Raw genomic sequence first — 19,824 nt, forward strand, 5'->3', positions numbered from 1 at the left:
TTATCCCCGCCTGCGCAGCAGCCAGCTTTCCAGCCGCTCGGTGATTTCCTCGCGGAAGCTCTCGTCCTCGATCTCTTCGATGGCTTCGGCCACGAAGGCGATGACAAGCAGGTCCATCGCGGTGCCTTTGTCGACACCGCGCGCGCGCAGGTAGAACAGCATGTCCTCGTCGATGGCGCCGGAGGTCGAGCCGTGGGAACAGGCCACGTCGTCGGCATAAATCTCAAGCTCGGGCTTGGCGAGGAACTGCGCTTCGTCATCCAGAAGCAGCGACTGCGACTTCTGGTATCCGTCGGTCTTCTGCGCCCCGCGCTTGACGAGGATCTTGCCCTGAAACGCGCCCACGGCGCCCTTCTGGAGCACCTTCTTGAACACCTGACGGCTTTCGCAGTTTTCCGCATCATGCGTGATGAAAACCGTGTCGTCGTGGTGGAAGTCACCGTGACCGAGCGCCGCACCGGCGATGTGGGCCGAGGCATTGGCGCCCTTCATCTCGATGAAGCACTCGTTGCGCGTGAGGCGCCCGTTCGCCGTCAGCGTGAAGCTTTTGAACAGGCTCTCGGCCCCCTGACGCACGAACATGCCGGTCACGGCCTGACGTTCGTGGTCACGCCCCTGCGCCCGGATATGGTGGAACCGCGCACCGTCCGCGATCTCCACCTCGAGGCACTTGTTGAACCGCGCCGCAGCCGGGCCGTTTTCAAGCAGGGTAAGCTCCGCGCCGGGCTCCAGCTTGACCACGTTGTGCAGGATCGCGTCGGAACAATCGTCTTCGTGCTTGTAGATGAGCGAGATCGGCTTTGCGGCCTTCCCTGTCACCCGGATCAGCACGCCGTCGGTCGCGAAGGCGGTGTTGAGCGCGGCGAGCGGGCGTTCCACGGGGGTCTGGCTCGCCAGTTCGACGGTGCCGAAAACGCCCTTCGCCCAGTGGATGTCGGCCTTCGCGGCCTCGGCCAGCCTGTCGATCTCGACCCCGGCGAGGGTCAGGTCATCGGATTGCGCGGCGTCGAACACGCCGTCCACGAACACGATCCTGAGGCGGTCTACCTCACCGAAAACCGGCATCTCGTCGCCGTGGTCGAACACGGCGGCGGGGGCGGGCTTGGGTGCGTTGAGCAGATCGGGCTTGGTGAAGCGCCAGTATTCATCGCGCGGCGCGGGCAGGCCCATCGCCTCCAACCGGCCAAGCGCGGCTTTGCGCGCCTCGGTGATCCACGCGCCGCCTTCGGGCAGCGTCAGCGCGCCCAGCCGTTCGGCCAGCGCGTCGCGCTTGCGCGCGAGCAGTTTTTCCTTCGCGACCGCCATTACGCGGACTCCATCAGATCGGCATAACCGTTCTTCTCGACTTCGAGCGCCAGTTCCGGGCCGCCCGACTTCACGATCTTGCCGCCCGCCATGATGTGCACGACGTCCGGCACGATATGGTCGAGCAGGCGCTGGTAGTGCGTGATGACGAGGAAGGCGCGGTTCGGGTCGCGCAGGGCGTTCACCCCGTCCGACACCAGTTTCATGGCGTCGACGTCCAGCCCGGAGTCGGTCTCGTCCAGAATGCACATCTTCGGCTCCAGCATCGCCATCTGAAGGATCTCGTTGCGCTTCTTTTCGCCGCCCGAGAAGCCCACATTGACGGGGCGCTTGAGCATATCGGCGTCGATCTTGAGGTCTTTGGCCTTGGCGCGGATCACCTTGAGGAATTCGGCCGCCGACATTTCCTCTTCCCCGCGCGCCTTGCGCTGTGCGTTCACGGCGGTGCGCAGGAAGGTCATGTTGCCGACGCCGGGGATTTCCACCGGATATTGGAAAGCAAGGAACAGGCCAGCGGCGGCGCGTTCTTCCGCTTCGAGGTCGAGCAGATCGTTGCCTTCGAGCGTGGCGGACCCGTCCGTCACCTCATACCCGTCCTTGCCGGACAGCACGTAGGACAGCGTGGATTTGCCCGAGCCGTTCGGCCCCATGATCGCGTGGACTTCGCCAGCGGGCACTTCGAGGGACAGACCCTTGAGGATCTGCTTGTCCTCTTCTTCCAGTTTGACGTGCAGGTTTTCGATCTTCAGCATTTTCGTAATCCTTGTCTGGGCGCGTCCGGGCTTAGCCGACGCTGCCTTCCAGCGAGATGGCGACCAGTTGCTGGGCTTCCATCGCGAATTCCATCGGCAGGGCTTGCAGCACTTCCTTGGCGAAGCCGTTGACGATCAGGGCGACCGCCTCTTCCTCGTCCATGCCGCGCTGGCGGCAGTAGAACATCTGGTCGTCGTCCACCTTTGATGTCGTCGCTTCGTGCTCGACGCGCGACGACGGGTTCTTGACCTCGATGTAAGGCACCGTGTGCGCGCCGCACTGGTCGCCGATCAGAAGGCTGTCGCACTGCGTGTAGTTGCGGCTGTTCGTGGCCTTGGGGTGCATCGAGACGAGCCCGCGATAGGTGTTGTTCGACTTGCCCGCCGAAATACCCTTGGACACGATGCGCGAGCGCGTGTTCTTGCCCAGATGGGTCATCTTGGTGCCGGTGTCGGCCTGCTGCATGTTGTTGGTGATGGCGATCGAATAGAACTCGCCTTGACTTTCATCGCCGCGCAGCACGCAGGACGGGTACTTCCACGTCACCGCCGAGCCGGTTTCCACCTGCGTCCACATCACCTTGGACCGGTCGCCCCGGCAATCGGCGCGTTTGGTCACGAAGTTATAGATGCCGCCCTTGCCCTCTTCGTCGCCGGGGAACCAGTTCTGAACGGTCGAGTATTTCACTTCGGCATCGTCGAGGATGACGATTTCGACCACGGCGGCGTGAAGCTGCGCGGTGTCGCGCTGGGGCGCGGTGCAGCCTTCGAGGTAAGAGACGTAAGCCTCCTTGTCCGCGATGATGAGCGTGCGCTCGAACTGGCCGGTGTTTTCCGCGTTGATGCGGAAATAGGTCGACAGCTCCATCGGGCAGCGCACCCCCGGCGGGATGTAGACGAACGAACCGTCGGAAAAGACCGCGCTGTTCAGCGTCGCATAGAAGTTGTCGGTCGGCGGAACCACCGACCCCAGATACTTTTTCACAAGTTCCGGATGCTCGCGGATCGCTTCCGAAATCGAGCAGAAGATGACGCCCGCCTGCTCGAGCTCCTTCTTGAATGTCGTGCCGACCGAGACGGAGTCGAACACCGCGTCCACAGCGACCTTGCGCTCGGAATTGTCGCCGTCCGCCGGAACCTCGCCCGCGCCTTCGACGCCCGCGAGGATCATCTGTTCCTTCAGCGGAATGCCCAGCTTTTCATAGGTGGCGAGCAGCTTGGGATCGACCTCGTCCAGCGACTTGGGCTTGGTCTCCATGCTTTTCGGGCGGGCGTAGTAATACTGATCCTGAAAGTTGATCTCGGGATACTCGACCATCGCCCAGTCGGGCTCTTCCATCTGAAGCCAGCGGCGATAAGCCGACAGACGCCATTCGGTCATCCACTCCGGCTCGTCGTTCTTCTGGCTGATGAGCCGCACGATATCCTCGGTCAGCCCCTTGGGGGCGTATTCCATCTCGATATCGGTTTCCCAGCCGTATTTGTACTTGTCGCCAAGCGATTTGACGGCATCGACCGTTTCCTGTTCGACGCCTTCCTTGGCGACCATCGTGTCGTCGGCCATCTTCGCCTCTCAATCCCCGCGCCGGGCGCGGAATTTCTCGTATTCGCGGAGCCAAGCTTCGGCAAATGCCGAAACGTCCCCCTCTGTCGTTTCCGGACCCAACGAGACGCGAAGGGCGCTTGCCGCCTGCGTGTCGTCGTATCCCATGGCGCGCAGAACCCGGCTGGCCCGGACCTTGCCCGAGGAGCACGCCGAGCCCGCAGAAACTGCGAAACCAGCGAGGTCCATCACCATCACCTGAGTCTCCCCTTTCCAGCCCGGCGTGATGAAACAGGACGTGTTGGGGAGCCTGTTCGCGTCTTTCCCGACAAAAATAGTCTCTCTCGCGGATTCTGAAAGTCTTTTTTCTAGAATATTTCTAAGTTCAGCGACTTTCGTCCACACGCCGGCATCCAGATCGAGGGCGGCGGCCTCGGCAGCCGCCCCGAATCCGGCGATGCCGATCACGTTTTCGGTGCCGGAGCGCCGCCCCATTTCCTGACCACCCCCCTTGATCCGCGCGTCCACGTCCAATCCCCGTTTCATAATCAGCGCCCCGATCCCCTTGGGACCGCCGATCTTGTGGGCTGATACGATGGCCATGTCCGCTCCGGACCAATTGAAGGCGAAGGGCAGCTTGCCGAACGCCTGCGTCGCGTCGCTCATCGCAAGGCCCGCGGGCAAGGTCTGGACGATGCCGGTCTCGGAATTGGCGACCTGAAGGCTCGAATGCGCAGGGTCGGTGACCGTCACCCCGCCATTGGCCGCCACGGCGAGGCGTGGATCGCACCACGCCGAAACCGCCTCATGCTCGATTTCGGCGCAGGCGATCCCCCGGTCGGCCAACGCGAGCGCGGCGGCCTCGGTCGCCGAGGACACGAACACGACATCCGCGCCGTCCGCACCAAGCGCGGTCGCGACCTGACGCCGCGCCTTTTCGATCAGGCCCTTCGCCGCGCGTCCCTCGGTATGGACCGACGACGGGTTTCCGGCCACGTCCATCGCCGCGACCATGGCCGCGCGCGCCTCGGCCCTCAAGGGCGTGGTCGCGTTGTAATCGAGATAGACCCGTGCCACCGGCTCCCCCTTCGCATCGTTGCAGGCGGGATGTAAGGCGGTCGCTAGTCCTCGTCCACCACTTCGAACAGGCTGGGCACCGCCGGACAGGGGGCAAGTTCGTTATGCACCACGTCCGACAGCCGCGTCTGGTGCAAAAACACATAGACATGGGCCGACAGCCCTTCCCACAGCCGATTGGTCATCGACTGGGCGCGCGTGCCCGATTTGCCGCCCGACGCCCCGGCGCCCGTGTGCATCGCGCTGACCGTTTCGTCCACGGCGGCAAGGATTTCGGCCACACGGATCTCCGACGAAGGCCGCGCCAGCATATAGCCGCCACCGGGGCCGCGCACGCTTTCGACCAGTTCGGCCCGGCGGAGCTTGACGAACAACTGTTCGAGGTAGGGAAGCGAGATTTTCTGCCGTTCGCTCAGATCGGTCAGGGACATGCGTGTGCCTTCGGGCTGTAGCGCCAGCTCGGCGAGCGCGACCATGGCGTAACGTCCCTTTGTGGAAAGCTTCATGTATCCCCCCGAAACATTGACGAAACCGCGCCTGCGCTTTACGTGACTTGAAACCCTGCGCCGCCGTCGCGCCGGAAACTCAATGCTTGTAATTTGCCCGGTCTAGCCAGTCAAGAAAACCGGGCACGAGGGAGAGACAGACCCATATGCCCGAGGTGATTTTTCCCGGCCCCGAAGGCCGGCTCGAAGGCCGCTACCACCCGCAGAAGGACCGCGACGCGCCCATCGCCATCGTGCTGCACCCGCACCCGCAGTTCGGCGGGACGATGAACAACAAGGTGGTCTACAACCTCCACTACACGTTCTTCAAAATGGGCTTCACGGTCCTCAGGTTCAATTTCCGCGGCGTGGGCCGCAGCCAGGGCGAATACGATCAGGGCGTGGGCGAATTGTCCGATGCCGCCTCGGCGCTCGACTACCTTCAGTCGATGAACCAGAACGCCAAGCATTGCTGGGTCGCGGGCTTCAGCTTCGGGGCATGGATCGGGATGCAGCTTCTGATGCGCCGCCCCGAGATCACCGGGTTCGTCAGCGTCTCGCCGCCCGCGAATATGTACGACTTCTCGTTCCTCGCGCCCTGCCCGTCTTCGGGTCTCATCATCAACGGCACCGGCGACCGCGTGGCCCCGCCTGCCGATACGCATTCGCTGGTGGACAAACTGCATGAGCAAAAGGGCATCACCATCACCCATACCGAGGTCGAGGGCGCCGGTCACTTCTACGAAGGCGACCACATGAACACCATGCTGGGCGCGGTCGACGAATACGTCCGCCGCCGCCTGACCGAGACCACGCGCTGAGGGGACATCATGCAACTCATCGACGACGTCGCGGACCGGGTGGCCATCGAGGTGCTGAAACTCGTGGATGAAACCGGAAATCCCGACATCATCGAGGACGTGAAGAAGGTCATCGGCACCTCGTCCCAGACGCTGGAAGAGGCGTTCATGACCGCGATCCGCGTGCGCCGGGCCGAGGCGCGCGCGATGGAACTGCTCGCCTCCCTGCGCACCCAGAACGGTTAGGGGCCGGTGGCCGCGCCGACGCTGATCCAGACGTTTCTGCGCCAGATCACCTATGGCGGAAACGACGGGATCATCACCACCTTCGCCATCGTCGCGGGCTTCGCCGGCGCACAGGCCGAAGGGGTGGCCGAGGTCGGGGCGGTCGCGGTCCTGATCTTCGGTATGGCCAACCTGATCGCCGACGGGTTTTCGATGGGGCTGGGCGAATTCCTGTCGGACCGCTCGACACGGGCCCTGTGGCGCGGGCGCGCCGCCCGGATCGACCGCCAGTCGGCACGCGAAACCCAAACCGATCTCGCCGCCGCCCTCATGACCGAGGGTCTTTCGCCCGAGGCGGCCGCCCGCGCGGCCGAGGCCATCGCGACCTCGCCCGCCCTCGCCCGCGACATGACGCTGCGCTACCGCGACAATGCCGAAACGCCCCATGGCGCGCCGCCCGCTCTACGCGGCCTCGTCACCTTCGCGAGTTTTCTCGCCTTCGGCCTGATCCCGATCCTGCCGTTCTTCCTCGCGCCCGACCACCCGTCGACGCCCTGGATCTCTGCCGCCGCCACCCTGCTCGCTCTCGCCCTTCTGGGCCTCCTCAGATGGCGCGCCACCCATGAAAGCGCCGCGCGCGCCGTCGGGGAAACCCTGGTCCTCGGCGCGCTCTGCGCGGCACTGGCCTTTGGTGCGGGCAATATCGTCGCGGGCCTCGGCTGACGCGCACCTCTTCTCTGTTTCAGAAATACTTCGGGAGGTCCGGAGGGCTGGCCCTCCGGACGCGCCGCAGGCGCGTAGCTACCGCGACGCGCTTATGCGCGGCGCAACATCAGGCGCTCACAACCGGTAGACATCCGCGAACTTCGCTTCGAGATACTCGAGCAACGGCGCCTCGCTCGGCTCTTCCCCACCGCAGGCCCGCGTCACCACCTCGCGCGGCTCGAAAAGCCCACCGTGGCGTTGCAGGTTGTCGGCAAGCCACTTCGTCGCCTCGGCCGGTTCGCCTTTCGCCAGATGGCTGTCCACCTCCGGCACCTGCGCGCGCAGCGCCTTCATAAGACAACCCGCATAGACGTTGCCCAGCGAGTAGGTCGGGAAATAGCCGAACAGACCCACCGACCAGTGCACGTCCTGAAGGCAGCCGTTCGACGGCTTCTCGACCTTCACGCCGAAATCCTTTTCGAACCGGGTGTTCCATGCCTCTTCCAGATCGCGCACGGCGAGTTTGCCCGAGATCAGGTCGCGTTCCAGATCGAAGCGCAGAAGAACGTGCAGGTTATACTGCACCTCGTCCGACTCGGTGCGGATAAAGCCCGGCGTCACCCGGTTCACCGCGCCGTAGAACGCATCCGCATCCTTGGTCGACAGCGGGCCGAATACGTCCTTCATCCGGGCAAACAGCCATTCGGTGAAGGCGCGCGAGCGGCCCATCTGGTTCTCGTAGATGCGGCTCTGGCTTTCGTGCACGCCCATCGACACACCCGCGCCAAGAGGCGTCAGCAGGTAGTCCCGGTCGATGTGCTGCTCGTAACAGGCATGGCCGACCTCATGCACCGTCGAATAGATAGAGCCGAACGGATCGGTCGCACTGGTGCGCGTGGTGATGCGTACGTCGAGACCGGAGCCGGACGAGAACGGATGCACCGCCTTGTCGATCCGCCCGTGCGCCATGTCGTAACCGAAAGCCTTGGCGATTTCGCGCGTGAGCTTCATCTGCGCCTGTTCGTCGAACGTGCCGGTGAGCGGCGCGGGCTGGTGATCGGCCCCCATAACCCGGTCGCGCAGGTCCACCAGCCTCGGGCGCAGCGCGTCGAACATGGCCTCGAGCTCGGCGGCCGTCGCGCCCGGTTCGTAATCGTCGAGCAGCGCGTCGTAGGGATCGCCGCCGATCGCCAGCGCCTCGGCCTCGTGCCGTTTCAGCTCCACCACTTTCTCAAGCACGGGGGCGAAGGCCTTGAAATCGTTCTCAGCCCGCGCGTCGGCCCAGATGCGCTGAGACGACGACGTGACGCGCGCGATCTCGCCCGCCAGCTTGACGGGCACCCGGCTGGTGCGGTCGAAACGACGCTGGATGTGCCGCACGTTGGCCTGCGCCACGGGGCCCAGGGACGCGGCGTCGATGGCCGTCAGCCAGTCGCCCACACGCGGATCGGTGCGCCGGGCGTGCAAGACGTGTTCCAGCGCCTCGCTTTCCTCGGCGCGTTGCGGCCCTGCGCCGCGCGGCATGACCGTCTCCTGATCCCAGCCCAGTCGGCCCGCGATCTGGCCAAGCGCCTGCGTCTGGCGCTCGAACTCCATCAATTCATCGTAGTGCGACACGCCATTACCCCCTGACGGATTGAGCCTTCGGATAGCCCGCACGGTAACGCGCGGTCACGATGAGGGAGAAGGTCAGGATAGCCCCCGCCTGATGCACGATGGCGATGTGCAGCGGCGAGGCGTTCAGCACGGTCACGATGCCGATCACCATCTGAACTAGGATCATGCCGGACGCCAGCATGAAGGCGTTGCGCGTCGATGGTGCCGCCGCCTTGCGGCCCCGGAAAAAGGCACCGATGGCGAACAGGACCAAGAGATAGCCAACGATCCGGTGCATGAATTGCACGAGGCCGGGGTTTTCGAAAAGGTTGCGCCAAACCGGTTCGATCGAAAATGCGTCGGGCGGAAAGAACTGCCCTGCCATCATCGGCCAGTCGACGAAACTGCGGCCCGCGTCGATCCCGGCGACCAGTGCGCCCAGCAGGATTTGCAGGAAAGCCAGATGCATAAGGCCTGTGCCCATGCCGAACAGTGACTTTTCGCGTAGGCGTCGCGCCTGCATCACCTCGGCTTCGCTGCGCCCGAGCAGAAGAATGCACCACAGGATCAGCGCGAGAATGGCGAAGGCGAGCCCCAGATGGGTCGCGAGCCGATAGGAGGCGACCGAGGTCATTTCGCCCTGAAGGCCGGAATGAACCATCCACCAGCCCACGGCGCCCTGCACCCCGATCATCACGCCGATGGTAAGCAGACGCCCGTTCCAGCCACCCGGCACACGCTTGGTGAGGGCGAAGAACAGAAAGCCCGCGATCCAGACCAGACCGATGAACCGGCCAAGCTGACGGTGGCCCCATTCCCACCAATAGATCGACTTGAACTCCGACAGGCTCATGCCTTCGTTCATCAGCCTATACTGCGGAGATTGCTGGTATTTCTCGAATTCCGAGGCCCAGACCTCGGCGCTCGTCGGGGGCAGCGAGCCACCCACGAGGTTCCATTCGGTGATCGACAGCCCGCTGTCGGTCAGGCGCGTCATCCCACCCACCAGAACCATGACGGTGATAAGGGCGAAGAGCGCGATCAGCCAGGCCCGGATGCCGCGCCGAGCCCCGCGCCCGCCACCACGTTCGATCATGCCCGTCTGGGCGGTCTGGCGCGTCGGCGTATCCTGTCCGACCTCTTCGAAAATGCTGCGACCTGGTTGAGCCATCGGCGTCCTCATGTCTTGTTTCGCGGGACTATCGGGGAAGCCCCCGAAAATGCCAAGCCGGAATGCCGGTTTTAAGGGCGACTTTTGGACGCTTCCGATTGCACCCCATAGCTGGTTGTTGGTATAGAGAACGAAACAAAATGTGGTGAACACATCACAGGCGGAAGACCCATAACAAACGAACGGCGGACGACTTGAACGACACCCCGGAACCCCCTGAAAACGGTGGCGAATTGCCGCCCGAACGACCCACCTATTCCGGCCCCTCGATCACGATCGAGCAGGAGATGCGGAATTCCTACCTCGATTACGCGATGAGCGTGATCGTGAGCCGGGCGATTCCGGACCTGCGAGACGGGCTGAAACCGGTGCACCGGCGCATCCTTTACGCGATGCACGAGGTGGGCAACACGCACGACAAGCCTTACCGGAAGTCGTCGCGCCCCGTGGCCGACACGATGGGCCAGTACCACCCGCATGGCGACGCCGCGATCTATGACGCGCTCGCCCGGATGACGCAGGACTTTTCGATGTCGCTGCCGCTGCTCGACGGTCAGGGCAACTTCGGCTCGATGGACGGGGACAAGCCTGCGGCCTTCCGCTACACCGAAGTGCGGATGGAGAAGGCAGCGCAGGCGCTGCTGGAAGACATCGACAAGGATACCGTCGATTTTCAGGACAACTACGACGGCAAGCAGCGCGAACCGATGGTGCTCCCGGCCCGGTTCCCGAACATGCTGGTCAACGGCGCAGGCGGGATCGCGGTCGGCATGGCCACGAACATTCCGCCGCATAACCTTGGCGAAGTGGTCGATGCGACGCTCGCCATGATCGAAGAGCCGGACATCTCGGACGAGCGGCTGATGGAGATCATCCCCGGCCCCGACTTCCCCACCGGCGGCGTGATCCTTGGCCGTTCCGGTGCCCGCAAGGCGTATCTCGAGGGGCGCGGCAGCGTGATCTTGCGCGCCAAGACCCGCGTCGAAGAAATCCGCAAGGACCGCTACGCCATCGTCGTCGACGAAGTGCCGTTTCAGGTGAACAAGGCGATGATGATCGAGAAGATCGCGGACCTCGTGCGCGACAAGAAGCTCGAAGGCATCGCCGCCATTCAGGACGAAAGCGACCGGCTGGGCGTGCGCGTGGTCATCGAACTCAAACGCGACGCGACGCCCGAGGTGGTGCTGAACCAGCTTTTCCGCTTCACCCAGCTTCAGACCAGCTTCGGCTGCAACATGCTAGCCCTGAACGGCGGCAAGCCCGAGCAACTGACGCTGCGCGATTTCCTGCGTCATTTCATCACCTTCCGCGAAGAAGTCGTGGCGCGGCGGACCGCGTTCCTGTTGCGCAAAGCGCGCGACCGGTCGCACATTCTGTGTGGTCTGGCCGTCGCCGTGTCGAACGTCGATGAAGTGGTCGCGACCATCCGCGCCTCCGCCGACGCCGCCGAAGCGCGTGAAAAGCTGATGACGCGCCGCTGGCCCGCCGAAGACATCGCGGATTACATCCGTCTGGTGGACGATCCGACCCACACGATGAACGACGACGGGACATACAACCTGTCGGAAACGCAGGCGCGTGCGATCCTCGAACTGCGGCTCCAGCGCCTGACCCAGATCGGCGTCAAGGAAGTCACGGACGAGTTGCAGGAACTGGCGGGCAAGATCCGCGAATACCTCGACATCCTGCGCTCGCGCGACCGGATCATGGCGATCATCTCGGACGAGTTGACGGCGGTGAAGGACGAATTCGCCGTGCCGCGCCGCTCCGAGATCGTCGAGTGGTCCGGCGACATGGACGACGAAGACCTGATCGAGCGTGAGGATATGGTGGTCACCATCACCCAGTCCGGCTGGGCCAAGCGCACGCCGCTGGCCGAATACCGCGAGCAGAAGCGCGGCGGTAAGGGCCTGTCGGGCATGGCGACCAAGGACGAGGACGTCATCACGACGCTTTTCGTCGCCAACACCCACACGCAGCTTCTGTTCTTCACCACCGACGGGATGGCCTACAAGCTCAAGACATGGCGTCTGCCGCTGGGCGGCCGCACCTCACGCGGGAAGGCTATCGTGAACATCCTGCCGATCCCCACGGGCGTCGGCATCGCCGCGATCATGCCGGTGGACCGGGACGAGGCCGATTGGGACGACCTTCAGATCGTCTTCGCAACGTCGAAGGGCTCGGTGCGCCGCAACCGTCTGTCGGATTTCACCAACGTCATGCGCAACGGCAAGATCGCGATGAAGTTCGAGGGCGAGGACGAGAACACCCGCCTCATCAACGCGCGCATCTGCGATGAGAACGACGACGTGATGCTGGTGACCAACAAGGGGCGTGCGATCCGCTTCCCGGTGCCGGACGTGCGCGTGTTCAACTCGCGCAATTCGACCGGCGTGCGGGGTATCCGGCTGCTCGGCAAGGATGACGAGGTCGTGTCGATGTCGGTGATCCGCCATTTCGACGCCACGTCCGAAGAGCGCACCGCCTATCTCAAGATGCGCCGCCAGATGGCCGGCGCGGACGAGACGGACGACAGCGACGACGAGGATGAGGCCGTCGAAGGTGCGATCACGCAGGAGCGGTTCGAGGAAATGCAGGCCGCCGAAGAGCTGATCCTGACCATCACCGAAAAGGGTCTGGGCAAGCTGTCGTCCAGCCACGACTACCCCGTGCGTGGGCGCGGCGGTCAGGGCGTCACGGCCTTTACCAAGGCGATGCCCGGCGGTGATCTGGTCGCCTGTTTCCCGGTCGGGATGGAGGATCAGGTGATGCTCGCCACCTCCAAGGGCCAGTCGATCCGCTGCCCGGTCAACGGTATCTCGTTCCGCTCGCGCGGCGCGGGTGGCGTGAAGGTGTTCAACACCGGCAAGGGCGAAAGCGTCGTGTCGGTGGCCTGGATCGCGGAATCGGCGGACGAGGACGAGGCCGAGGAGGCGACGGATGCCTAAGGGCGTGCGGCGAACCTGATGTTCCCGACGCTCACACGCACCGAGGCGCAGGCGCGCCATTGGGATATGATCATCGCGGGGAGTTCCTTCTCCGCGATGTTCTTTTTGCAGGGTCTGCCGAAGGGGCTTTCGGTCCTCGTGATCGAAAAGGGCCGGCACATGACCCATGCCGAGCAGCTCGCCGGCGGTTTTCGCAATCTCGAAGCCGTGCCGATGAACAATCGCTCCGGGCACGACAAGGAATGGGTGTTTCACAGCCTGCTGGGCGGCAACTCGAACTGCTGGTGGGCCTGCACCCCGCGCTTTCATCCCAGCGATTTCCGGATGCAGAGCCTTTACGGCGTGGGCGAGGATTGGCCGCTCACCTACGACGATCTCGCGCCCTATTATCAGGAGGTCGAGGAAGCGATGGACGTGAACGGCGGCGGGTCGGATCACGTTCTGCCGCGCGACAAGCCGTTTCCCTACCCCGCGCATCTGCCGACCCGGTCCGACAAGGTGCTGCGGGCGCATTCGGACCTGTGGTGGGCGCAGCCGACCGCACGGGCCAATGGCGGGCCGCGCGCGCAATGCTGCGCCAACGGGGTCTGCGACGAATGCCCGATCGACTCGAAATACTCGGTGCTGAACAGCTTCGACCGCCTCGCCTATGACGGCGCATATCTGTTGACCGAGACCGAGGTGCGCGCCGCGCGGATCGAGGGCGGGCGCGCGACGGGCGTTCTGGTGCGCGACGTGGATGGTGAGGGCGAGATAGTGGGCAGCGCCGTGGCGCTTGGCACCAACGCGCTTTTCAACGCCGTGATCCTGCTGCGCTCCGGCGTGGATCACCCCAAACTCGGTGTCGGGATTAACGAACAGGTCGCGCAAAACGTGCTGATCGACGGGCCGGGGCTGGGCTATTTCGGCGGCACCTCCGTCACCGGGCATGGGTATGCGCTCTATGACGGGCCGCACCGCGCCAATCATTCGGGCGTGTTGATGGAGACCTACAACGCGCCGATGGAACTTCGTCCGGACCCCGGCAAATGGACCGAGCGGCTGCGAATGAAGATCATCGCGGAAGATCTGCCCCGTGACGACAACCGGGTGGTGCTGGACGGCGACAGTTACGTGATCGAATGGGCCGGGCATGATGCTTATGCTTGGGACGGGCTGGCGTGGGGGCTGGAGCGGATGCAGTCGATCCTGCCCGACGGGCTGGACTTCTGGGGCTGGACCGAGCCGGTCAAGACCGAGAAACACGCGATGGGCACGCATCGGTTCGGCACCGATCCCGCGCGGCAAGTAGTGGACCCGGACCTGCGGGTGCATGGCGTTGACGGGCTGTTCGCTCTCGGCTCCGGCGTCTTTCCCACATCGAGCCTCGCCAACCCGACGCTCACCTTGTCGGCACTGGCGCTTCGGGCCGGGCGGCAGGTTTCATGAAACGTCGCGCGTTCATAGCCACCAGCGGCGCGGCGGCGCTTGTCGCAGCCACCCCGGCGCAGGCGCAGCTCTTCCGGGGGCGCAAGCTCGCCGCCCTCGTCGACCGCTGCCGCGCCCATCTGGCGAGAAGTTTTCCGGCCTCGGTCATGGCACAACCCGCGACGGATACCTTCCTCGCCGCCTATGCCGAACATGCGCTGGATCGTCCCGACCTGTTCCCCGAAGACGGTGCCTTCTTCCACTTTCTCACGTCCTCCACCGTGATCGCCCATGTGGAAACCGGCGAAGACCTGTCCTTCGACGTGATTTTCGACCCGCATGACGCGCCTTGTTCGAACCATCTGGGCGCACTCTACGCACCGGATGGCGAACACGACGCCTAGCGTTTCCAGTCCGCGAACAGTCGCGGCAATTCACGATCATTTCCCACAAATGCCGAACAATCACCCCGGCGCGTCCCCGATCCTGCCCCAATCGGATGGCCTATTGGGATCAACGCAAGAGGGACCGGACACATGGCCTATACCTATCGACGCATCGACCTGACCCGCCGCCCGACCGAGGCGCGCTTTCGCGATTTCCGGCCCACCGGACGCTATGCCCAGATCCTCGACCTGATCGGCTATGGCAAGGGCCCGAAAAGCCCGCAGGCCGCCGCCCTCGCCGCAAGTTAACCGAATACCGCCTCCTCAAGGTGCAAACTGGCCCGCGCAAGCGGGCCTTTTCTTTTGCGCGGCGAGCGCCTAAATCGCCACCATGTCCAAAACGCTTCATATCGTCGGCGGTGGCATGGCCGGGTCCGAGGCCGCGTGGCAGGCTGCCAACGCAGGCCTCGACGTGGTCATCCACGAAATGCGCCCCAAGGTCGAAACCTTCGCCCACCACACCGGCAAGCTGGCCGAGATGGTCTGTTCCAACTCGTTCCGCTCGGACGACAGTGAACAGAACGCCGTCGGGCTGCTCCATTGGGAAATGCGGCAGGCGAATTCGCTGATTATGGCGGCGGCCGACAAGCACCGGCTGCCCGCAGGTGGTGCGCTTGCGGTGGACCGCGAACCGTTCTCGCAACACGTCACCGACACCCTGCGCGCCCTGCCCAACTTGACCGTGGTGGACGAGGAGATCACCGATCTGCCAAGCGAAGGCCACTGGCTGTTCACCACCGGGCCGCTCACCTCGCCCGCACTTGGCGAAGCCATCGCGCGGGAGACGGGGGCGGACCGGCTTGCCTTCTTCGACGCCATCGCCCCCATCGTCTATGCCGAAAGCATCGACATGGACGTGGTCTGGGCGCAGTCGCGCTATGACAAGGGCGAGACCGAGGATGAGCGTAAAGCCTACCTCAACTGCCCGATGACCAAGGACCAGTACGAAGCCTTCATCGACGCGCTGCTGGCCGCCGACAAGACCGAATTCCATGAGGGTGAGACGGCGGGCTATTTCGACGGCTGCCTGCCGATCGAGGTCATGGCCGAGCGGGGCCGCGAGACGCTGCGCCACGGGCCCATGAAGCCCGTCGGCCTGACCAACGCGCACAAGCCCGACGAAAAAGCCTATGCCGTGGTGCAGCTTCGCCGCGACAACGCGCTTGGCACCCTGTTCAACATGGTCGGCTTCCAGACCAAGATGAAATACGGCGCGCAGACCGAAGTGTTCAAGATGATCCCCGGTCTGGAGAACGCGAGTTTCGCGCGTCTGGGCGGCATCCACCGCAACACCTTCATGAACTCGCCCACGCTGCTGGACGACCAGATGCGCCTGCGGACCCGACCGAACGTGCGGTTTGCCGGACAGGTCACGGGGGTCGAAGGCTACGTGGAAAGCGCCGCGATGGGGCTGCTCGCCGCACGGTTCGCCATTGCCGAGCTGGCGGGTGACAGCCTTCCCCCGGTGCCGAACACGACCGCCATGGGTGCGCTTGTCACCCACATCACCGGCGGGGCCGAGGCCAAGACGTTTCAACCGATGAACGTGAACTTCGGGCTGTTCCCGCCCGTGGACCTCAAGGGTGGGCGCAAGAACCGGCCTGCCCGCTACAAGGCCTATACCGACCGCGCCAAGGACGATTGGCGGAACTGGTTGGCGGGTTCGGCGGTTGAGACGGTATGAACTATCTACTCGCCATTCTGCTGCCGCCGCTGTCGATCCTTCTGACGGGTCGGCCGATCCTTGCCATCATCATCTTCCTGATCTGGGTGCCCGCGATCATCTTTTCGGGCGGGCTCACGCATCCGATGTTCATCATCCTCGCGTGGATTCTGATCTATCAGTCGGGTGAGGAGCGTCGCACGCGCCGGATCGAACGCGCGGCGGGCGAATAAGCCTTCGGGTGGACCTCCTGCCGTGAGCGTCCTACGCTTGGGCCATGGCTGACAAGTTTCTCGACAAGGTCTACGACACGGACCCCGACCGCCTGACCGATCTCTATGACGACTGGGCGGGTGATTACGACGGTGAACTCATCGACAACGGATATGCGACGCCGGGGCGGCTGGCGCGTGCGCTCGCCTCGGTCGCCGAGGACAAGAGCGCACCGCTTCTGGACTTCGGCTGCGGCACGGGGCTGGGCGGCGCGGCGCTGGCGGCTGTCGGGTTCCGAACGCTTGACGGCTGCGACGTGTCCGAAGGGATGCTTCAGGAAGCGCGGATGAAGGGCATCTACCGCAACCTCTGGCAGACCGACGAGTCCGGCCGCCTGCCCTTCAATCTGTCCGACTATCCTCTGGTTGCGGCGATCGGCGTGATCTCGACCGGGGCCGCACCTGCCGAGATGCTGCCCTATATCGCGCGGCTCATGTCGCCCGGCGCACTGCTCGCCTTTTCCTACAACGATCACACGCTGGAGGACGCCGCCTATATGGACGCGCTCGACAGCGTGACGGAAACCGCGTCGATCCTTTTCGACGCGGTCGGCGATCACATTCCCGGCCTCGGGTCCAAATCCCGTGTCTATGTGCTGGAGATCGGCTGAGTGCGCACCCGCTTTGCCCCGTCTCCGACGGGTCTGCTGCATCTGGGGCACGCGTTCTCGGCCCTGACCGTTTGGCAGGTCGCGGCGGATCTGGGCGGCACGGCGCTTCTTCGGATCGAAGACACCGACAGCACGCGCTGCCGGGCCGAATACGAAACGGCGATCTACGAAGACCTCGAATGGCTCGGGCTCGACTGGCCCGCGCCCGTGTGGCGGCAGTCCGAGCACCTCGCGGACTACGCGGCGACGCTCGAGGGGTTGGCTCTGCGTGGCCTGCTTTACCCCTGTTCCTGCTCCCGCAAAGAGATCGCCGAAGCCGGCGCGACGCCGGGGTGGGATGGGCTGGTCTACCCGGGTACCTGCCGCCACCGCCCGATGTCGGAGGCACGACCGGGCGATGCGCTGCGCCTGAACCTGTCTGCGGCGCTCGAAGCGGCTGGCTCCTTGCCCGCTTTCACCGAAACCGGACCGCTCCACAACGGGACGCATCGCCCCGATCCCGCCGCGCTCATCGCGCATGTCGGGGACCCGGTGCTTCGGCGCAAGGAAACCGGCGACCCGGCCTATCACCTCGCCTGCCCGCAAGACGACGCGGCACAAGGCATCACCCATGTCGTGCGCGGCGCGGACCTGTGGCACGCGACCTATCTGCATGTGGTGATCCAGACACTGATGGGCTGGCCCGTGCCCACCTATCACCACCACGACCTGATCCGCGACGAGGGCGGAACGCGGCTCGCCAAGATCGCCCACAGCCGCGCCATCCGCGCCTATCGTGAGGACGGATTTACGCCCGACGACCTGCGCGCGCGCGTCGGGTTCTGAACGCGCACTGGGAACATCGCGCCGGAGTCCTTGGTTTGTGACGGACAACACCGACCAAAAGGAGTGCGCCCCCCGCCATGTTCGACTGGCTGACCGAAAACATCGAAGTCGTCCAACTGATCGCTTCCGTGACCACCACGGTCGTCTGGATCGTCTACCTGAACATCTTCCTTCAGGGCTTCATCCAGCAACGCAGGTCCAGTCTGCTCGTCAACCGCGGCGGCGGCGAAGACCTCGACAGCCGGTGTCTTGTCTCGAACATGGGGGCGCAGCCGATCTATTTGCTCGACGTTCTGGCGGCCACCGAGGGCAAGACCGCCCCGACGCTTGCGAGCGTGGTGGACCGAAAGGAACTGCGCGACGGGCAGAACGAGCGGCCCAGCGAAGTGACGGGACAGGGTCCGATCAACTGCGGCAACTACGTGGACATCGGCAGCTTTCGCGACGTGGTGGAACGGGCCGAATTCCACGGGCTGAAAGAGGTCGAGAACGACAGCAAACGCCTGAAACTGATCGTGGTCGCCGCGACCAATCAGGCCAAGCACATCGTCGCCGCGAGCCGGGAGTTCGACATCGAGGGGGATGGAGACGCCGTTGCGGTGCGCCCCCGTTCGGTCGAAGCCCGCCAGATACGCGCACGCCGGAAACGCAAACGCCTGACGAAGCTTTTGGAGGAAATCCAGCGCAAGAGAAGCGGCGAAGCGGTGGAAAGCGCTGAGATCGACCGGCTGTGAGGGATCACGCTATCGGCGTCATCAACTCCACCTCTTCGCCGTCGCGAACGGCGGTGTAGAAGCATGACCGGCGGTTCGTGTGGCAAGCCGGGCCTTCCTGTTCGACCACGGCCAGCAGGCAGTCACGGTCGCAATCGACCCGCAGGTCCACCAGCTTTTGCACGTGGCCCGAGGTTTCGCCCTTGATCCAGAACGCCTGCCGCGAGCGGCTCCAATAGGTCACCCGGCCCGTTTCCAGCGTCTTCGCGACCGCCTCCGCGTTCATCCACGCCATCATCAGCACTTCGCCGGTCCCGGCGGCCTGTGCGATGCAGGGGATCAAGCCCTTGTGATCGTAGACCAAGGTCTGAGGGTCGAAAGCCATGGCCGTTCCTTTCCAAACGCGTTTCGCTCGCCTATCTAGGGAAAACGCGACCAGACGGAAAGCCCCGGGGGAACCATGTCGGATTCGGATCTCATCAAGCTTTACTCCAAGCGCATCCTCGCGCTTGCCGCCGACATCCCGCATCTGGGCACGCTCGACGGCGCCCAAGGCACATCCAAGCAACGCTCGCCGCTCTGTGGCTCGACCGTGACCGCCACGCTCAAGATGCAGGACGGCAAAATCGCGGACTTCGCCCAGAACGTGAAGGCCTGTGCGCTCGGCCAAGCCTCGTCCTCGATCCTCGGCGCGCATGTGATCGGGCAGGATCGTGCCACCATCGCCGCCGCCCGCGATGCGCTGGTGAAGATGTTGAAGGAAGACGGGCCGACCCCGCCCGCCCCGTTCGACGAGCTGGAGGTTCTGCGCCCGGCGCGCGAATTCAAGAACCGCCACCCTTCGATCCTTCTGGCCTGGGAAGCGACGCTCGCCGCGATGGACGAGGCACAGGCCGCCGCCTGACTGATCCCCGAGACCGGACCAAAAAAATCGCCGCCTCCGGGAAGAGGCGGCGACAGTAAGCGGTGTGGGTCGGACCCGGGGAAAGAGGCAGTTCCGGGTGGGACAGGTGACGCTTGGGGGAGCGTGGGCATCAAGCTTGGGACAGGGATGCCGGACCCTTTTACCGCAGGCAGAAACTCAGAAAATCGCGGGCAGATGCAGCATGGCGATCAGACCGACCATGAGCGCGGCGCCTCCGGCCATATCCTGCCACAGCGTGGCGCGGGACCGGTTCAGGACTTGACGGATATCCTTGATCATGGCGGCTCTCCTGCTCTGTCGTGTTCGATTTGTGTTCTCCGTTAACACTTTGTTCTCATATTCGTTCACGTTCTGT

Annotated in this window: 22 protein-coding genes; 13 read left to right on the forward strand and 9 right to left on the reverse strand. The window is 64.3% G+C overall.

Going from position 1 to position 19,824, the window contains the following annotated elements:
* The 5 genes from sufD to iscR are packed head-to-tail and all read right to left on the reverse strand — an operon-like array spanning position 1 to position 5,183.
* Entirely contained in the window at positions 1-1,305 is a 1,305-nt protein-coding gene (gene sufD, locus FCT00_RS12390) for a Fe-S cluster assembly protein SufD (protein WP_138423234.1), read from the reverse strand.
* A complete protein-coding gene (gene sufC / locus FCT00_RS12395) occupies positions 1,305-2,057 on the reverse strand; it encodes a Fe-S cluster assembly ATPase SufC (protein ID WP_138423235.1) in 753 nt (250 codons plus the stop codon). Before sufC ends, sufD begins: the two co-directional genes overlap by 1 nt.
* A gap of 31 nt (positions 2,058-2,088) precedes the next feature.
* Complete coding sequence (gene sufB, locus FCT00_RS12400) at positions 2,089-3,621, reverse strand: Fe-S cluster assembly protein SufB (protein ID WP_138423236.1); 1,533 nt, start codon at positions 3,619-3,621, stop codon at positions 2,089-2,091.
* 9 nt (positions 3,622-3,630) lie between these two features.
* Positions 3,631-4,677, reverse strand: a complete 1,047-nt coding sequence (locus FCT00_RS12405; protein WP_138423237.1) for a cysteine desulfurase family protein — start codon at positions 4,675-4,677, stop codon at positions 3,631-3,633.
* Between the two features lie 44 nt (positions 4,678-4,721).
* Entirely contained in the window at positions 4,722-5,183 is a 462-nt protein-coding gene (gene iscR, locus FCT00_RS12410; RefSeq protein WP_040884385.1) for a Fe-S cluster assembly transcriptional regulator IscR, read from the reverse strand.
* 146 nt (positions 5,184-5,329) lie between these two features.
* Here iscR and FCT00_RS12415 point away from each other — a divergent pair, with 146 nt between their 5' ends.
* Genes FCT00_RS12415 through FCT00_RS12425 form a run of 3 tightly spaced genes read left to right on the forward strand, consistent with a single transcriptional unit; the run spans position 5,330 to position 6,910 of the window.
* The gene (locus FCT00_RS12415; RefSeq protein WP_008328908.1) at positions 5,330-5,983 is read left to right on the forward strand and encodes an alpha/beta hydrolase; all 654 of its coding nucleotides are present in this window, start codon (positions 5,330-5,332) and stop codon (positions 5,981-5,983) included.
* 9 nt (positions 5,984-5,992) lie between these two features.
* Complete coding sequence (locus tag FCT00_RS12420) at positions 5,993-6,208, forward strand: hypothetical protein (RefSeq protein ID WP_008328909.1); 216 nt, start codon at positions 5,993-5,995, stop codon at positions 6,206-6,208.
* 6 nt (positions 6,209-6,214) lie between these two features.
* A complete protein-coding gene (locus tag FCT00_RS12425; protein WP_235889028.1) occupies positions 6,215-6,910 on the forward strand; it encodes a VIT1/CCC1 transporter family protein in 696 nt (231 codons plus the stop codon).
* 117 nt (positions 6,911-7,027) lie between these two features.
* Here the strand turns inward: FCT00_RS12425 and FCT00_RS12430 are convergent, their stop codons facing one another.
* Positions 7,028-8,509: a carboxypeptidase M32 gene (locus FCT00_RS12430; protein WP_171042972.1), complete on the reverse strand. Its 1,482-nt coding sequence runs from the start codon at positions 8,507-8,509 to the stop codon at positions 7,028-7,030.
* Between the two features lie 4 nt (positions 8,510-8,513).
* A complete protein-coding gene (gene ctaA / locus FCT00_RS12435; protein ID WP_138423238.1) occupies positions 8,514-9,659 on the reverse strand; it encodes a heme A synthase in 1,146 nt (381 codons plus the stop codon).
* 194 nt (positions 9,660-9,853) lie between these two features.
* Between ctaA and gyrA the strand changes: the two genes are divergently transcribed.
* The 9 genes from gyrA (at position 9,854) to FCT00_RS12475 (ending at position 18,565) form a co-directional block, all read left to right on the forward strand.
* The gene (gyrA, locus tag FCT00_RS12440) at positions 9,854-12,607 is read left to right on the forward strand and encodes a DNA gyrase subunit A (protein WP_138423239.1); all 2,754 of its coding nucleotides are present in this window, start codon (positions 9,854-9,856) and stop codon (positions 12,605-12,607) included.
* An 18-nt stretch (positions 12,608-12,625) separates the two neighbouring features.
* Complete coding sequence (locus FCT00_RS12445; protein WP_138423240.1) at positions 12,626-14,035, forward strand: GMC oxidoreductase; 1,410 nt, start codon at positions 12,626-12,628, stop codon at positions 14,033-14,035.
* A complete protein-coding gene (locus FCT00_RS12450; RefSeq protein WP_138423241.1) occupies positions 14,032-14,418 on the forward strand; it encodes a hypothetical protein in 387 nt (128 codons plus the stop codon). Before FCT00_RS12445 ends, FCT00_RS12450 begins: the two co-directional genes overlap by 4 nt.
* Positions 14,419-14,550: 132 nt before the next feature.
* A complete protein-coding gene (locus tag FCT00_RS21475; protein WP_008328916.1) occupies positions 14,551-14,709 on the forward strand; it encodes a hypothetical protein in 159 nt (52 codons plus the stop codon).
* A gap of 82 nt (positions 14,710-14,791) precedes the next feature.
* The gene (trmFO, locus tag FCT00_RS12455; protein ID WP_138423242.1) at positions 14,792-16,144 is read left to right on the forward strand and encodes a methylenetetrahydrofolate--tRNA-(uracil(54)-C(5))-methyltransferase (FADH(2)-oxidizing) TrmFO; all 1,353 of its coding nucleotides are present in this window, start codon (positions 14,792-14,794) and stop codon (positions 16,142-16,144) included.
* Positions 16,141-16,356: a hypothetical protein gene (locus FCT00_RS12460; protein ID WP_008328918.1), complete on the forward strand. Its 216-nt coding sequence runs from the start codon at positions 16,141-16,143 to the stop codon at positions 16,354-16,356. The genes trmFO and FCT00_RS12460 overlap by 4 nt, the downstream gene beginning before the upstream one ends.
* A 44-nt stretch (positions 16,357-16,400) precedes the next feature.
* Positions 16,401-17,006, forward strand: a complete 606-nt coding sequence (locus tag FCT00_RS12465; RefSeq protein WP_138423243.1) for a class I SAM-dependent DNA methyltransferase — start codon at positions 16,401-16,403, stop codon at positions 17,004-17,006.
* Positions 17,007-17,831: a tRNA glutamyl-Q(34) synthetase GluQRS gene (gene gluQRS, locus FCT00_RS12470; protein WP_138423244.1), complete on the forward strand. Its 825-nt coding sequence runs from the start codon at positions 17,007-17,009 to the stop codon at positions 17,829-17,831.
* 77 nt (positions 17,832-17,908) lie between these two features.
* Positions 17,909-18,565 (forward strand): hypothetical protein, encoded by a 657-nt coding sequence (locus tag FCT00_RS12475; RefSeq protein ID WP_138423245.1) that lies wholly within the window; start codon positions 17,909-17,911, stop codon positions 18,563-18,565.
* Positions 18,566-18,569: 4 nt separating this feature from the next.
* Here FCT00_RS12475 and hisI read toward each other — a convergent pair whose 3' ends face one another.
* The gene (gene hisI / locus FCT00_RS12480) at positions 18,570-18,929 is read right to left on the reverse strand and encodes a phosphoribosyl-AMP cyclohydrolase (protein ID WP_008328922.1); all 360 of its coding nucleotides are present in this window, start codon (positions 18,927-18,929) and stop codon (positions 18,570-18,572) included.
* Positions 18,930-19,004: 75 nt separating this feature from the next.
* Between hisI and FCT00_RS12485 the strand changes: the two genes are divergently transcribed.
* On the forward strand, positions 19,005-19,448 hold the full coding sequence (locus tag FCT00_RS12485; RefSeq protein WP_138423246.1) for an iron-sulfur cluster assembly scaffold protein: 444 nt from the start codon (positions 19,005-19,007) through the stop codon (positions 19,446-19,448).
* A 177-nt stretch (positions 19,449-19,625) separates the two neighbouring features.
* On the opposite strand, the gene FCT00_RS21755 is transcribed toward FCT00_RS12485, so the two are convergent.
* Positions 19,626-19,748: a hypothetical protein gene (locus FCT00_RS21755; RefSeq protein ID WP_008328924.1), complete on the reverse strand. Its 123-nt coding sequence runs from the start codon at positions 19,746-19,748 to the stop codon at positions 19,626-19,628.
* Between the last annotated feature and the right edge of the window lie 76 nt (positions 19,749-19,824).

It is taken from the genome of Maritimibacter alexandrii (genome assembly GCF_005871115.1).
Lineage (GTDB): Bacteria > Pseudomonadota > Alphaproteobacteria > Rhodobacterales > Rhodobacteraceae > Maritimibacter > Maritimibacter alkaliphilus.

Coding starts and splice junctions, on each gene's coding strand:
- sufD (WP_138423234.1), bottom strand. CDS start 1,305: ATGGCGGTCGCGAAGGAAAAACTGCTCGCGCGCAAGCGCGACGCGCTG.
- sufC (WP_138423235.1), bottom strand. CDS start 2,057: ATGCTGAAGATCGAAAACCTGCACGTCAAACTGGAAGAAGAGGACAAG.
- sufB (WP_138423236.1), bottom strand. CDS start 3,621: ATGGCCGACGACACGATGGTCGCCAAGGAAGGCGTCGAACAGGAAACG.
- iscR (WP_040884385.1), bottom strand. CDS start 5,183: ATGAAGCTTTCCACAAAGGGACGTTACGCCATGGTCGCGCTCGCCGAG.
- FCT00_RS12415 (WP_008328908.1), top strand. CDS start 5,330: ATGCCCGAGGTGATTTTTCCCGGCCCCGAAGGCCGGCTCGAAGGCCGC.
- FCT00_RS12420 (WP_008328909.1), top strand. CDS start 5,993: ATGCAACTCATCGACGACGTCGCGGACCGGGTGGCCATCGAGGTGCTG.
- ctaA (WP_138423238.1), bottom strand. CDS start 9,659: ATGGCTCAACCAGGTCGCAGCATTTTCGAAGAGGTCGGACAGGATACG.
- FCT00_RS12445 (WP_138423240.1), top strand. CDS start 12,626: ATGTTCCCGACGCTCACACGCACCGAGGCGCAGGCGCGCCATTGGGAT.
- FCT00_RS12450 (WP_138423241.1), top strand. CDS start 14,032: ATGAAACGTCGCGCGTTCATAGCCACCAGCGGCGCGGCGGCGCTTGTC.
- FCT00_RS21475 (WP_008328916.1), top strand. CDS start 14,551: ATGGCCTATACCTATCGACGCATCGACCTGACCCGCCGCCCGACCGAG.
- trmFO (WP_138423242.1), top strand. CDS start 14,792: ATGTCCAAAACGCTTCATATCGTCGGCGGTGGCATGGCCGGGTCCGAG.
- FCT00_RS12460 (WP_008328918.1), top strand. CDS start 16,141: ATGAACTATCTACTCGCCATTCTGCTGCCGCCGCTGTCGATCCTTCTG.
- FCT00_RS12465 (WP_138423243.1), top strand. CDS start 16,401: ATGGCTGACAAGTTTCTCGACAAGGTCTACGACACGGACCCCGACCGC.
- FCT00_RS12475 (WP_138423245.1), top strand. CDS start 17,909: ATGTTCGACTGGCTGACCGAAAACATCGAAGTCGTCCAACTGATCGCT.
- hisI (WP_008328922.1), bottom strand. CDS start 18,929: ATGGCTTTCGACCCTCAGACCTTGGTCTACGATCACAAGGGCTTGATC.
- FCT00_RS12485 (WP_138423246.1), top strand. CDS start 19,005: ATGTCGGATTCGGATCTCATCAAGCTTTACTCCAAGCGCATCCTCGCG.
- FCT00_RS21755 (WP_008328924.1), bottom strand. CDS start 19,748: ATGATCAAGGATATCCGTCAAGTCCTGAACCGGTCCCGCGCCACGCTG.